Origin of the sequence: Cobetia sp. cqz5-12, from assembly GCF_016495405.1 — a bacterium.
Lineage (GTDB): Bacteria > Pseudomonadota > Gammaproteobacteria > Pseudomonadales > Halomonadaceae > Cobetia.
In genome coordinates this window covers 165,522-178,454 of sequence record NZ_CP044522.1, presented here as the reverse complement: position 1 = coordinate 178,454, position 12,933 = coordinate 165,522, and the positions used below count along the sequence as shown (strand labels likewise).

Annotated in this window: 12 protein-coding genes; 8 read left to right on the top strand and 4 right to left on the bottom strand. The window is 62.9% G+C overall.

Annotated elements, in window-relative coordinates; genetic code table 11:
• The first annotated feature begins 127 nt into the window (after positions 1–127).
• The 8 genes from F8A90_RS00815 to F8A90_RS00775 all read left to right on the top strand — a co-directional run bounded on the left by F8A90_RS00815 (position 128) and on the right by F8A90_RS00775 (position 8,624).
• A complete protein-coding gene (locus F8A90_RS00815) occupies positions 128–1,735 on the top strand; it encodes a sigma-54-dependent transcriptional regulator (RefSeq protein ID WP_233593384.1) in 1,608 nt (535 codons plus the stop codon).
• A 502-nt stretch (positions 1,736–2,237) separates the two neighbouring features.
• Positions 2,238–2,744: a hypothetical protein gene (locus F8A90_RS00805; RefSeq protein ID WP_152965404.1), complete on the top strand. Its 507-nt coding sequence runs from the start codon at positions 2,238–2,240 to the stop codon at positions 2,742–2,744.
• Between the two features lie 129 nt (positions 2,745–2,873).
• Positions 2,874–4,274: a polynucleotide adenylyltransferase PcnB gene (gene pcnB / locus F8A90_RS00800; protein WP_043333418.1), complete on the top strand. Its 1,401-nt coding sequence runs from the start codon at positions 2,874–2,876 to the stop codon at positions 4,272–4,274.
• 46 nt (positions 4,275–4,320) lie between these two features.
• On the top strand, positions 4,321–4,818 hold the full coding sequence (gene folK, locus F8A90_RS00795) for a 2-amino-4-hydroxy-6-hydroxymethyldihydropteridine diphosphokinase (protein WP_200018439.1): 498 nt from the start codon (positions 4,321–4,323) through the stop codon (positions 4,816–4,818).
• A gap of 169 nt (positions 4,819–4,987) precedes the next feature.
• Entirely contained in the window at positions 4,988–5,779 is a 792-nt protein-coding gene (gene panB, locus F8A90_RS00790) for a 3-methyl-2-oxobutanoate hydroxymethyltransferase (RefSeq protein WP_054556449.1), read from the top strand.
• Positions 5,779–6,633 (top strand): pantoate--beta-alanine ligase, encoded by an 855-nt coding sequence (panC, locus tag F8A90_RS00785; RefSeq protein ID WP_200018438.1) that lies wholly within the window; start codon positions 5,779–5,781, stop codon positions 6,631–6,633. Before panB ends, panC begins: the two co-directional genes overlap by 1 nt.
• A gap of 122 nt (positions 6,634–6,755) precedes the next feature.
• Positions 6,756–7,136 (top strand): aspartate 1-decarboxylase, encoded by a 381-nt coding sequence (panD, locus tag F8A90_RS00780; protein WP_043333409.1) that lies wholly within the window; start codon positions 6,756–6,758, stop codon positions 7,134–7,136.
• Positions 7,137–7,442: 306 nt separating this feature from the next.
• On the top strand, positions 7,443–8,624 hold the full coding sequence (locus F8A90_RS00775; protein WP_200018437.1) for an acetyl-CoA C-acetyltransferase: 1,182 nt from the start codon (positions 7,443–7,445) through the stop codon (positions 8,622–8,624).
• A 171-nt stretch (positions 8,625–8,795) separates the two neighbouring features.
• Here the strand turns inward: F8A90_RS00775 and pnp are convergent, their stop codons facing one another.
• From pnp to rbfA, 4 genes are all read right to left on the bottom strand, one after another.
• The gene (gene pnp / locus F8A90_RS00770) at positions 8,796–10,937 is read right to left on the bottom strand and encodes a polyribonucleotide nucleotidyltransferase (protein WP_200018436.1); all 2,142 of its coding nucleotides are present in this window, start codon (positions 10,935–10,937) and stop codon (positions 8,796–8,798) included.
• A 248-nt stretch (positions 10,938–11,185) separates the two neighbouring features.
• On the bottom strand, positions 11,186–11,455 hold the full coding sequence (gene rpsO / locus F8A90_RS00765) for a 30S ribosomal protein S15 (protein ID WP_024952154.1): 270 nt from the start codon (positions 11,453–11,455) through the stop codon (positions 11,186–11,188).
• 98 nt (positions 11,456–11,553) lie between these two features.
• On the bottom strand, positions 11,554–12,483 hold the full coding sequence (gene truB, locus F8A90_RS00760) for a tRNA pseudouridine(55) synthase TruB (protein WP_200018435.1): 930 nt from the start codon (positions 12,481–12,483) through the stop codon (positions 11,554–11,556).
• Positions 12,483–12,908, bottom strand: a complete 426-nt coding sequence (rbfA, locus tag F8A90_RS00755) for a 30S ribosome-binding factor RbfA (RefSeq protein WP_065392581.1) — start codon at positions 12,906–12,908, stop codon at positions 12,483–12,485. The genes truB and rbfA overlap by 1 nt, the downstream gene beginning before the upstream one ends.
• Positions 12,909–12,933: the final 25 nt, after the last annotated feature.

Here is a 12,933-nt window from a genome sequence, read left to right as displayed (position 1 = left end):
GACATGACATGCACTCGGGACACCTGACAACAGCCACGATTGTCGGATTGCCTCCCCTGTGCGAACAGGACAGACTCGAACGACAGTCATTCCCTCATGCACACCCTCAGGCGAGCGACATCACCCCATGGCCCGGATTCTGATCGTCGAAAAGGAAGGTGCTTCGCGCAACACGCTGCAGCATCTGCTGGAGCGCGAGGGTCACGACGTGGTGCAGGCCAGCGGCCTGGAGGATGCCCGTCTGCAGCACCCCGCCGACTTCGCGCTGGTGATCTGCGACAGCGAACTGGCCGGAGAGCACGCCGACCCGATCCTGCGCGCCAGCCGGCCAACTCCCGTGCTGCTGCTGGCCGACAACCCCAGCCTGCACGCCGCCATCGGCTGCCTGAAGGCGGGGGCAGCCGACTATCTGCCCAAGCCGTTCGATCAGCAGGCCTTCGCGCGCAGCGTGCGAGATGCGCTGTCGCTGCCACGCCAGGGGGTGCCGAGTACCGCGCCTACTCCGCCCCAGGCGCATGCTGGTACGGCCAAGCCGGTGGAGATGATTGGCCATTGTCGCGCCATGCAACAGGTCTACACCCGCATCCGCAAGGTTGCGCCCGCCGATGTCACCGTGCTGGTGCTCGGTGAATCCGGCACCGGCAAGGAGCTGGTCGCGCGCGCCATTCACCGCCAGAGCGAACGCCATCAGGCACCACTGATCTGCGTCAACTGCGCCGCCATTCCCGAAACGCTGATCGAGTCCGAACTGTTCGGCCATGAAAAAGGCGCCTTCACCGGCGCCACCAGCTCGCGCACCGGTCTGATCGAAGCCGCCGACGGTGGCACACTGTTTCTGGATGAGATCGGCGAACTGCCGCTGGATGCCCAGGCGAGACTGTTGCGAGTGCTGCAGGAGGGCGAGATTCGCCGCGTAGGGGCCATCGAGACACGCTACGTCGACATCCGCCTCATCGCCGCGACCCACCGCAACCTGCATCAGCTATCGGCCAGCGGCGAGTTCCGCCTCGACCTCTACTACCGCCTGAACGTGATGGAGATCGACCTGCCGCCTCTGCGTGAGCGCGGCGATGACGTACTGGAACTGGCCGAGCATCTGCTGGCTGGCATCGCACGCAAGCATGGTCGTGATGGCATGCGACTCTCTCAGCGGGCGCGTCAGGAAATCCATCATTACGCCTGGCCCGGCAATGTCCGTGAGCTGGAAAACGCCCTCGAGCGTGGCGTCATCCTGGCGGAGCGCCGCATCATCGCCCCAGAGGACCTCGGCCTGCGCACGCCCGCAGGGCAGCCGCTTCAGACAGCGCCCGCCGCAACGGCAGCCCCAATGGCCCCGCCCACGGCTCCGGCCCCGAAGACAGCGGGCAAAGGGGCGGCGAAAGGAGCAATGCAAGGGTCGATGAACAGCACAGTGAAAGGCGCCGCCAGAGACGCAAGTCCCGAGACGGCCTCAGCGCCTGTCACAGGTCAGCCCGCGACCAGTCAACAAGACACGGGCCAGCCACCGCCTGCGGCCACCCCACGCAGCGGCCTCTCGGTGGTCGGCGATGCCGGCGAGGAGGAAGACCTCTCGCTGGAGGATTACTTCCAGCACTTCGTGCTCGAGCATCAGGACCACATGAGCGAGACCGAGCTCGCACGCCGCCTCGGCATCAGTCGCAAGAACCTCTGGGAGCGACGCCAGCGCCTGGGCATTCCACGTCGCAAGGGCCGCCGCAGCTCTCCCGCAAGCTGACGCTGGCGTACTGAATCCGGAGCGGCGCTGGAGCACGGAAGTCACTGCACTCAAGACCCTGCACTCAAGACCCTGCACTCAAGACCCTGCACTCAAGACCCTGCACTCAAGACCCTGCACCATGCGGGTGCCATCCCGAGCGGGCAACCCGCCTGCGCCGCCATCTTGCCTGCCACGAATCCACGCATCATCGCGGGCATCGCTAGACTTTAGTGTCGAAAAGCCTGCAAAAAATCCAGCTCAATCATTAGCTTGCAAGGCACTTCGTTAGACCTTCGCACCAATTGTTACCATCGACCCCAAATCATGACCCCAACCAGCGCACCAATGGGCACGTCAGGTAACACCTCGCACCTCTCTACACCTCACGTCTCAGCGACCTATGTCTAAATGACTGAATTGCTGGTTTTTTTTAAGCTGTGGCACATCCGATGCAATAACACGGTCAAGAAAAAGAACAACCGGAAATACGAAGCGCGCCCAACAACAACAAGAACGCGCAATGCTTCGAAAACCCTCGACACCAACAAGAACAATACCCGTCGAGCGCGTGACATTGATGATGAACCGCATGCCTCACTACATGAGTGGTGACAGGCAGGAGCCAAAACAAGAACAAACGGCCGCAGTTCATCATCCGCCGATCCAACAACAACAAGATATCGGCAGTCCGGAATCTACTGACCAGGACGCGACGAATCCGGCCTCGAGCACCAACAAGAACAACAGGCTCGACCCCGGATCACCCCCGAAACAACAACAACTCGCGGGGGGAGGCTACTCAGCCGTCGGTGAATGGAAGATTGTTTTGAATACGAGATGGTCACCGAACAGACAGCCAGACAACAACAACATGATCTGCAACACGAAGGATCTGTCTGCATTGATTTGTGACTGTGGTGCGTATTCAGGGCGATGCGCCATCACGAAAAAGAACATCCGCTCAAGGATGCGTGTACCCTACCTGCAAGGGAGACCGAGTGATCGGTCTCCCTTTTTCCTTGTCTGAGAGGTGATTTTCGCCTCGTCAGACGCCTTGAAGTGCAGAGTCGGCCCCTGGATGGCAGACCGGCGCTTTGCCAAGGTATCTGCCCTCGGCTACACTGGGCGGCCTGCCACGCACGAGTCGAATCGCTGCATGCTCAAAGGATTTACCCGCTTTCTACAACGCCCCGGTGACCGCTTGAAGACGCTTTTCAATGCAACTGACGCGCCCGCGGCCCCATTGCCCAGCCTGCGTGTGATACCGCGGGATGAGCATCCCGTGTCCCGCCGCCAGCTCAGCGAGAATGCGCTGAAGGTACTCTATCGCCTGCAAAGCGGTGGATATCAGGCCTATCTGGTCGGTGGCTGTATCCGTGATGCCCTGCTCGGACAACGCCCCAAGGACTTCGACGTGGCCACCAACGCCACGCCGGAACAGGTCCGCGAGCTGTTCCGCAATGCCCGCATCATCGGCCGTCGTTTCCGTATCGTGCACGTGCGCTTCGGTCGTGAGGTGATCGAGGTCACCACCTTCCGCGGCAAGCCGGCCGATAGCACGCCAAGCCAGCATACCCAGCAGTCGGAAGACGGCATGCTGCTGCGCGACAACGTCTTCGGCTCCATCGAGGAGGACGCGCTACGCCGCGACTTCACGATCAATGCCCTCTATTACGACGTGTCCGACTTCACGATCCACGACTGGGCCAATGGCGTACGCGACATCGAAGCGCGCATGATCCGCCTGATCGGTGATCCGGAAACACGCTATCGCGAAGATCCGGTGCGCATGCTGCGTGCCGTCCGCTTCGCCGGCAAGCTGGACTTTGACATCGAGGAGGCCACGGCCGAACCGATGTACGAACTGGCCCCGCTGCTGCTGCAGATTCCGCCGGCGCGCATGTTCGAGGAAGTGCTCAAGCTGTTCATGTCCGGCTATGCACTGGAAACCTTCCATCTCCTGCGTGAGTTTGGTCTGTTCCAGATGCTGTTCCCCGAGACGGAAGAGAGCTTCGCGCATTATCACTGGTCCATGCCGCTGATCGAGAAGGCACTGGCCAGCACGGACGATCGCATCCGCGAAGACAAGCCGGTCACGCCGGCCTTCCTGTATGCCGCCCTGCTGTGGCCGGGCGTCAAGGCGCGTACCGACCAGCTGATCGCCAGTGGCATGCCCGACATTCCGGCAGCCCACCAGGCAGCCCAGCAGGCGATCGCTCGCCAGCTCAACCATACCTCGATCCCGAAGCGCTTCAGCATTCCGATGCGCGAGATCTGGGACATGCAGGCCAAGTTGCCGCGTCGCCGTGGCAAACGCGCCTTCCAGACCCGTGAGCATCCGCGCTTCCGCGCCGCCTACGACTTCCTGCTGCTGCGCGAATTCGCCGGTGAAGTGAAGCCGGGGCTGGGCAAGTGGTGGACCGACTTCCAGGAAGTCGATGCTCGCACCCAGGTCACGATGATCGAAGGTGTCTCCGATGAAGGCCCCGCCGGCAGCAAGCCGGTCGGCACCAAGCGTCGCGGCAAGCGTCGGCGCAATGGCCGCGGCCAGGGCTAAGCAGTGGCTCGCCTGAGCCACTGCCGTCTCCACGCAGGAACTGTGCATGATTTCGACAGCCTTGATTGGCCTCGGTGCCAATCTTGACGATCCGCGCGCTCAACTGGAGCGCGCGCTTGAGGCTCTCGACCGGCTGCCGCTGACCCGCTGCACGCGACATTCTCGCCTGTATGCCAGCAAGCCGGTCGGCCCGCAGGACCAGCCCGACTTCGTCAACGCCGTCGCCGAGCTGACGACCCGCCTGTCTCCCCTCGCCCTGCTTGATCAACTGCAAGCCCTCGAACAGCAGCATCGTCGCGTGCGGCTGCGTCATTGGGGTCCTCGCACGTTGGATCTGGACCTGCTGCTCTTCAATGACAGCAGGATCTCGACATCGCGTCTCGTCGTGCCCCATCGCGAAATGCTCAAACGTGGTTTCGTGATGCGTCCGTTGGCTGACCTGCTGGGCCCGCAGCGCCTCAGCGTACTGGGCGAGGAAAATCTCGAAACACTGGCGTCTCGAGTTGAGGGCGATGACTTGCTCCCCCTCGGACCTCAGGAGTAGAGTTTCGCCATCTTGTTACCGTCGTGCCCACTTTGGCCTATGCGGTAACACTTTCTGGTAACACCGGCCCGTGTCGCCCGCAGTCCGCCCTCGGCGGCCTTCTCGCGATCGCGGCTGCTCGACGCCACGGGCAGCCGCGTCATACGCGCCGCAACGAGTAAGCGTCCCGATGAAAAACGTCACCCTGAGCACCCTGCGCCGCCTCAAGGCCGATGGTGAGACGTTCAGTTGCCTCACCGCCTACGATGCCACCTTTGCTCATCTTGCCAGCGATGCCGGTATTGAAGTGCTGCTGGTCGGCGACTCTCTCGGCATGGTCCTGCAGGGCCATACCAGTACCCTGCCCGTCACCATCGATGACATCTGCTACCACACCGCCGCCGTGGCACGTGGCAAGCAAGGCAGCCTGCTGATGGCCGACCTGCCCTTCATGAGCAATGCCAGCACCGACATCCTGCTCGATCATGCGGCGCGTCTGATGCGGGCCGGTGCCGAGATGGTCAAGGTCGAAGGCGAAGCCTGGCTGGCCGATGCCGTCACCGCGCTCGTCCAGCGTGGCGTGCCGGTCTGCGTGCATATGGGCCTCACACCCCAGCACGTGCATGCCTTCGGCGGCTACAAGGTACAGGGTCGCGACGAGGCACGTGCCGAGCAGATCATCGCCGATGCGCGCACGCTGGAAGCCGCGGGCGCCGCGATCATCCTGCTCGAATGCGTGCCGTCCGAGCTGGCCGCGCGCATTCGTGATGCCGTCGAGGTGCCGGTGATCGGCATCGGGGCCGGCGTGGACGTCGATGGCCAGATTCTGGTCATGCACGACATGCTCGATCTGACGCCCGGCCGCAAGCCGCGCTTCGTCAAGAATTTCATGAGTGATGCCGGCAGCGTGCAGGAGGCCTTCGCGGCCTACCACCAGGCGGTCAAGACGCGCAGCTTCCCGGCGCCGGAGCACGGCTTCTGATGAAAACCGTCTCCCAGATCAACGTCCTGCGCGAGCAACTCGCCCAGGCACGCCGCGATGGCCTGCGTATCGCGCTGGTGCCGACCATGGGCAACCTGCATGCCGGACACCTGTCACTGGTCCATGAAGCGCGTCGCCATGCCGACATGGTCGTCGCGAGCATCTTCGTCAATCCGCTGCAGTTCGGCCCCGGCGAAGACCTCGACAGCTATCCGCGCACCCTCGAAGCCGACCAGAATGCGCTGGCCGCAGAAGGATGTGACCTGCTGTTCGCCCCTTCGACGGCAGAACTCTACCCCGCCGGCCGCGACGGGCTGTGCAACGTGCAGGTGCCGGGTGTTTCCGAAGGCCTGTGCGGCGGCAATCGTCCGGGTCACTTCGATGGCGTCGCCACCGTCGTCAGCATCCTGTTCAATCTGGTACGTCCTGAAGTCGCCTGTTTCGGCGAGAAGGACTTCCAGCAGCTGGCCGTGATCCGCAAGCTCAACCGCGACCTGCACTTCGGCATCGAGATCATCGGCGTGCCCATCGTGCGTGCCGAGGATGGGCTGGCGCTGTCATCACGCAACGGCTACCTGAGTGAGCAGGAGCGCGCCATCGCGCCGCGTCTCAAGCAGTGCCTCGATGCCCTGAAGGCTCGCCTTGAGCAGGGCGTGGCGCGTGATGTGGCGCTGCGCGAGGCACTGGCCGCCATCAGCGAGAGCGGCTTCAAGCCGGACTACCTCGAGCTGCGCCGCGCGGCTGATCTGGGGGCGGTCGAGGATGACACACGCGAGGCGGTGATTCTGGTCGCCGCGCACCTGGGCCGTACGCGCCTGCTCGATAACCTGAAGGTCGCCTTGCCGGTGGCCTGATGCCTGATTAGACTGCGCCGCCTTGCACCCTGGCGTGGCACTGTCCGCCACGCCATACGCGCCAGGGCCCTGGTCCCAGGGCCTTGATCTGCGCCCGGCGGCGCTCAACTGGAGACATCCTGATGCAAGCCATCATGCTCAAGGCCAAGCTGCACATGGCCCGCGTGACTCACGCCGTCCTCAACTACGAGGGCTCCTGCGCCATCGATGGCGACCTGCTCGACATGGCAGGCATTCGTGAGTACGAACAGATCCAGATCTACAACGTGGACAACGGCAAGCGCTTCACCACCTATGCCATTCGCGGCGAAGAAGGCTCGAAGATCATTTCGGTGAACGGTGCCGCAGCCCACCAGGCCGACGTCGGCGACCGCGTGATCATCTGCGCCTTCGCCCATTACGCCGAGAGCGAACTGGACGCGCACAAGCCCTCCATGGTCTATCTGATGGAAGGCAACGAAGTCAGCCATACGGCCAACGCCATCCCGGTCCAGATGGCCTGAGCATCCCTTGCTGCCGGTTGCTCCACGTCCTGAAGGCTTGAGCTTTCAGGTATCGAGCCTTCCGCGAACGCTCCAACACGACGCCAGCCCCTGCCTGCCAGAGCGCTGGCGTCGTGCCGTCTGGACAGGCGATACGTATGGCTAAAGGCTGACACTGGAGATGCCCTTTGGCGATTGCCGCACCGCACAATACTGCCTTATGCTGGAATCTCACCTCAGCAGGACTGCGCCTCGCCCGCTTGATGGTATGGCCATAGTCGCAGCCAATTGACTCAGACAGTCTCGCAAGAGAACAGGAGCGTTCAGATGCAGGATGTGGTGATCGTAGCAGCCCGTCGTACCGCCGTAGGCGCCTTCGGTGGCAGCCTGGCTGGCATTTCCGCCGCGGATCTCGGCGCACATGTCATCAAGGATATCCTCGCCAGCACGGGTGTCAGTGGCGATCAGGTCGATGAAGTACTTCTGGGTCAGGTGCTGACAGCAGGATGCGGTCAGAACCCGGCACGTCAGGCGGTCATCAAGGCAGGCTTGCCGGAAGGCGTACCCGCCATGACCATCAACAAGGTCTGCGGGTCTGGCCTCAAGGCGCTGCACCTGGCCACCCAGGCCATCCGCTGCGGCGATGCCGAGCTGATTCTGGCCGGTGGGCAGGAAAACATGTCCCTGTCTCCGCACGTGCTACCCAACTCGCGTGACGGCAAGCGCATGGGCGACTGGAAGGCGATCGACTCCATGGTCCACGACGGTCTGTGGGATGCCTTCAATGACATCCACATGGGCATCACCGCCGAGAATCTGGCCGAGAAATACGAGATCACTCGTGAAGCCCAGGACGCCTTCGCGGCCGCTTCTCAGCAGAAGGCCTGCGCAGCCATTGAAGCTGGCCGCTTCAAGGGCCAGATCGTTCCGGTCGAGATCCCGCAGCGCAAGGGCGATCCGATCATCTTCGATACCGACGAGAACCCGCGTGCCGGCACCACGGCCGAAAAACTCGCGGGCATGCGCCCGGCCTTCAAGAAGGACGGCACCGTCACCGCCGGCAACGCCTCGGCGCTCAACGATGGCGCTGCCGTGGTCATGCTGTGCTCCGCCGACAAGGCACGCGAGCTGGGCCTGACGCCGCTGGCGACCATCAAGGCTTACTCCAACGCGGGTGTTGATCCGAAGATCATGGGCATCGGGCCGGCGCCGGCGACTCGCCTGTGCCTCAAGAAGGCTGGCTGGAGCCTGGAAGATCTCGATCTGATCGAAGCCAACGAAGCCTTCGCCGCCCAGGCCCTGTCGGTCAACAAGGAGCTGGGCTGGGATGTGGACAAGGTCAACGTCAATGGCGGCGCCATTGCCCTCGGCCACCCGATCGGCGCCTCCGGCTGCCGTGTGCTGGTCTCGCTGGTGCACGAGATGATCGAGCGTGATGCCAAGAAGGGTCTGGCGACCCTGTGCATCGGTGGCGGTCAGGGTGTCGCGCTGGCCATTGAACGCAGCTGATAGCTCACATATCTGCACCCCCGCCTGAAACCTCCCTGCTCGCGCAATCTTGAGCAGGGAGATATGCAAAAGCCCCCACCAGTGAACTGGCGGGGGCTTTTTCTTGCCCAAAGGGCTCACCTCTCATGCAGAGCAGGCAAGACCGGGGCGGGGACTATTCGCGATGATCGGTCAGTCCTGGGCGGCGGCCTCTTCAGCCTGAGCAGCGGCAAAGGCCGCCTTCTCTTCTTCGCTGATCTCTTTCAACGACAGCTTGACGCGATTGCGGTTGTCGATATCGAGCACCTTGACCACCACCTCATCGCCTTCGTTGAGGTAGTCGCGTACGTCATTGACCCGCTCCTCGACGATCTGCGAGATGTGCAGCAGACCATCGGTGCCCGGCATGAAGGTGATGAAGGCACCGAAATCGGCGATGCGTGCCACCTTGCCGGCGTAGAGCTTGCCGATCTCGGCCTCGGCAATGATGCCCTCCACGTACTTGGCAGCCGCCTGCGCCTGCGCCTTGTGCTCGGCATAGATGCGCACGCTGCCATCGTCGTCGAGATCGACATTGGCGCCGGTCTCTTCACAGATCTTGCGGATGGTGGAGCCGCCCTTGCCGATCACGTCACGTACCTTGCTGGGTGCGATCTTCAGCGACAGCATCGCCGGGGCATTGTCCGAGACTTCCTGGCGGCTGGCGGCCAGCACCTCATTCATCTGCGCGAGGATGGTCAGACGTGCCTCGAGGGCCTGCTCCAGTGCCTGCTCAAGAATCTCCTCGTCGATCCCTTCGATCTTGATGTCCATCTGCAGCGCGGTAACGCCTTCCGCGGTACCCGCGACCTTGAAGTCCATGTCGCCGAGGTGGTCCTCATCGCCGAGGATATCGGTCAGTATCGCGACGCCATTGGCGTCCTTGACCAACCCCATGGCGATACCCGCTACCGGTGCCTTGAGCGGCACACCGGCGTCCATCAGCGCGAGCGAAGCCCCACACACGGATGCCATCGAGCTCGAGCCATTGGATTCGGTGATCTCGGAGACGACGCGTATCGCGTAGGGGAAGGCCTGCAGCGACGGCAGCATGGATTCGATGCCCCGACGCGCCAGACGCCCATGACCGATCTCACGCCGCTTGGGCGCGCCGATGAAGCCCGTCTCGCCGACGCAGTAAGGCGGGAAGTTGTAGTGCAGCATGAAGCGGTCCTGCTTCTCGCCGGACAGCCCTTCGATCAGCTGTGAGTCGCGCGTGGTCCCCAGGGTGGCAGTGGCGATCGCCTGGGTCTCGCCGCGGGTGAACAGTGCCGAGCCATGTGCCTTGGGCAACACGCCCACCGCCATATCCAGCGGTCGCACGGTGCGCGTATCACGACCGTCGATACGCGGCTCACCGGCGATCACACGCTGACGCACGATACGCTTCTCTAGCGCCGCGAAGGCCGTGGCGACGGCCTCGACACTGAAGCGTGCATCATCCTCGGCGCCCAGCAGGTCGATGGCCTGCGCCTTGAGCGCCGACAGGCTGTCCTGACGCGCCATCTTGTCACTCAGGCGATAGGCATCACCGATCTGGGTGGCGAAGCTCTGCTCCAGCGCCTCGACCAGCACGCGGTCGAGCTTCTGCGGCACCCACGCCCATTTGGGACGATTGACCTTGGCGGCGAACGTCTCGATCCCCGTGATGGCCTTCTGCATCTCGTGATGACCATAGAGCACGGCGCCGAGCATCTCGTCTTCCAGCAGCTCCTGCGCTTCGGACTCGACCATCAACACGGCCTTCTCGGTGCCCGCCACCACCATGTCCAGCTCGGAATGCGCCAGTTCGCTGTAGCCGGGATTCAAAAAGTAGCCGCGCTGCTCGCTGAAGCCGACGCGCGCCGCGCCCACGGGGCCAGCGAAAGGCACCCCGGAGATGCAAAGCGCTGCAGAGGTGCCGAGCAATGCCGCGATGTCAGGGTCGACATTGCGTTCCGCCGACATCACCGTGCAGACCACCTGCACCTCGTTCATGAAGCCTTCGGGAAACAGCGGGCGCATCGGGCGGTCGATCAAGCGTGAGGTCAGGGTTTCCTTTTCGGTGGGACGCCCTTCGCGCTTGAGGAAGCCGCCGGGGATACGCCCCGCCGCGTAGGCCTTCTCCTGATAGTGGACCGACAACGGAAAGAAGGACTGGCCGGGTTTCGGCGACGCCTTGGCCACCACGGTGCACAACACCGAGGTATTGCCCATGGTCACCATCACGCTACCGGTCGCCTGACGCGCGATGCGGCCGGTCTCGAGGGTGATGGTGTCATTACCGTACTGGAAGCTGTGCGTTACCGGGTTCACGGCGCATGTCCTTTAATCTGATAGTCATCGATGCCAGGCGCTCATGGTAAAGCGCACCATAGGCAATGAAAAGCGGGTTGATCCCACGCGACAAGCGGGCTGCAGCGCGAGTCGAGCCTCTGATCTGAAGCCCGGATCACCTCGGTATCAGGCACAAAAAAACCGACACCGCCCGCAGGCAGTGTCGGTTTTCCTGTGCCCACCGGGGGCCCGCCATGCACCGAAGTGCATGGCGGCAACATCGCTGATCAGCGACGCAGACCCAGACGCTGGATCAGAGCGGTGTAACGCTCGAAGTCCTTGCGCTTGAGGTAGTCAAGCAGCTTGCGGCGCTGGTTGACCATGCGGATCAGACCACGACGGGAGTGGTGATCCTGCTTGTTGGCCTTGAAGTGACCCTGCAGGCCATCAATGTTGGCGCTCAGCAGAGCAACCTGAACTTCCGGGGAACCGGTGTCGTTCTCGCCACGGCCGAATTCGGTAACGATCTCAGCCTTCTTCTCAGCGGTAAGTGCCATCTGTCTCTCCAGTAAGCAATATGCTTGATAGATTAGAAATGTCGAAGACCACGCATATTTGCAGTCTTCATGCGGCTTGCGGCGAGGCCGCAATCAGCTCACCCAGCCGCCGCCTCGACGGCAGAACTGAGCAGTCGGCGAGGAGCGATGACGCCCTCCGCCGCAATCCGGACCAGCCCGAGCAACTGCTGGTCCTGATACACACGAGCCAGGGAGTCCACTTCCAGCGACCCTGTCGTCGTTTCAGCCTGTTGACCACGCAATATCATCCGCGCCATCTCGGCAGTGATGTCGAGACGCGGGAGATGATCGAGCAGGATGTCGACAGGTAACAGGACGCCTTCACGTGCCTGCTGGTCAGCCAGCGCCTCGAGGCGCTCGAAATCCAGCATGGCATCACCCGTGAACGGGCCTGTCTTGAGACGACGCAGTGCCGTGAGGTGGGCTCCACAGCCCAGCGCCTCGCCGATATCCTCGGCCAGACTGCGTATGTAGGTACCCTTACTGACCGCCACTTCGATCTCGATGCCATCGGAGTGCCGCGCAAGAAGCGCCATATTGTAGATGGTAACGCGACGGACTGCACGCTCGATTTCAATCCCCTGGCGCGCCAGCTCATAGAGCGGACGTCCCTGGTGCTTGAGCGCGGAGTACATCGGCGGTACCTGATCTATTTCGCCACGGAACCTGTCCAGCACCGCGTCCAACCTGGCCTGCGCAAGCTCGGGAATCTCCCGCTCGCGAATCACCGTGCCTTCCGCATCACCGGTATCGGTGACCTGGCCAAACTTGATCCGTGCCCGATAGACCTTGTCTGCCTCGAGAAGATGCGAGGAGAACTTGGTCGCTTCCCCGAAGCAGACCGGCAACAAGCCGGTCGCCATCGGGTCGAGCGTGCCGGTATGACCGGCCTTCTGCGCCTGGTAGAGGCGGCGAGCCTTCTGAAGCGCATAGTTGCTGGACATGCCCTTGGGCTTGTCCAGCAACAGAACGCCATCGATCGGCAAGCCGCGACGACGACGCGCCATCAGGCGTCCGGCGTGGTGCCCGGGGCACCATCTTCGCTGTCGTCATCACCACGTTCTGCACTGCGCTTGCGGTCGTCGGCGACCGCCGTATTGATCAGTGAAGACAGGTGATGGCCACGAACGACGCTCTCATCGTAATGAAAGCGCAATTCCGGCACGTGGCGCAGCTGAATGGTGCGCGCCAGCTGGGAGCGCAGGAAACCTGCCGCGCGCTTGAGCACGGCGAGGTTTTCCTTGATGCGTTCCGGGCTGTCGTCACCCAGCAGGGTCACGTAGACATCGGAGTAGGACAGGTCGCGGCTGACCTTGGCGGCGCTGACCGTCAGCATGCCAAGGCGCGGGTCCTTGACCTCACGCTGAATCAGCAGCGCGAGCTCTTGCTGGATCTGGTCCGCCACGCGGTCAGTACGGCTGTATTCACGCATCCGTGATCTCTCCTTGCAGGGGCGC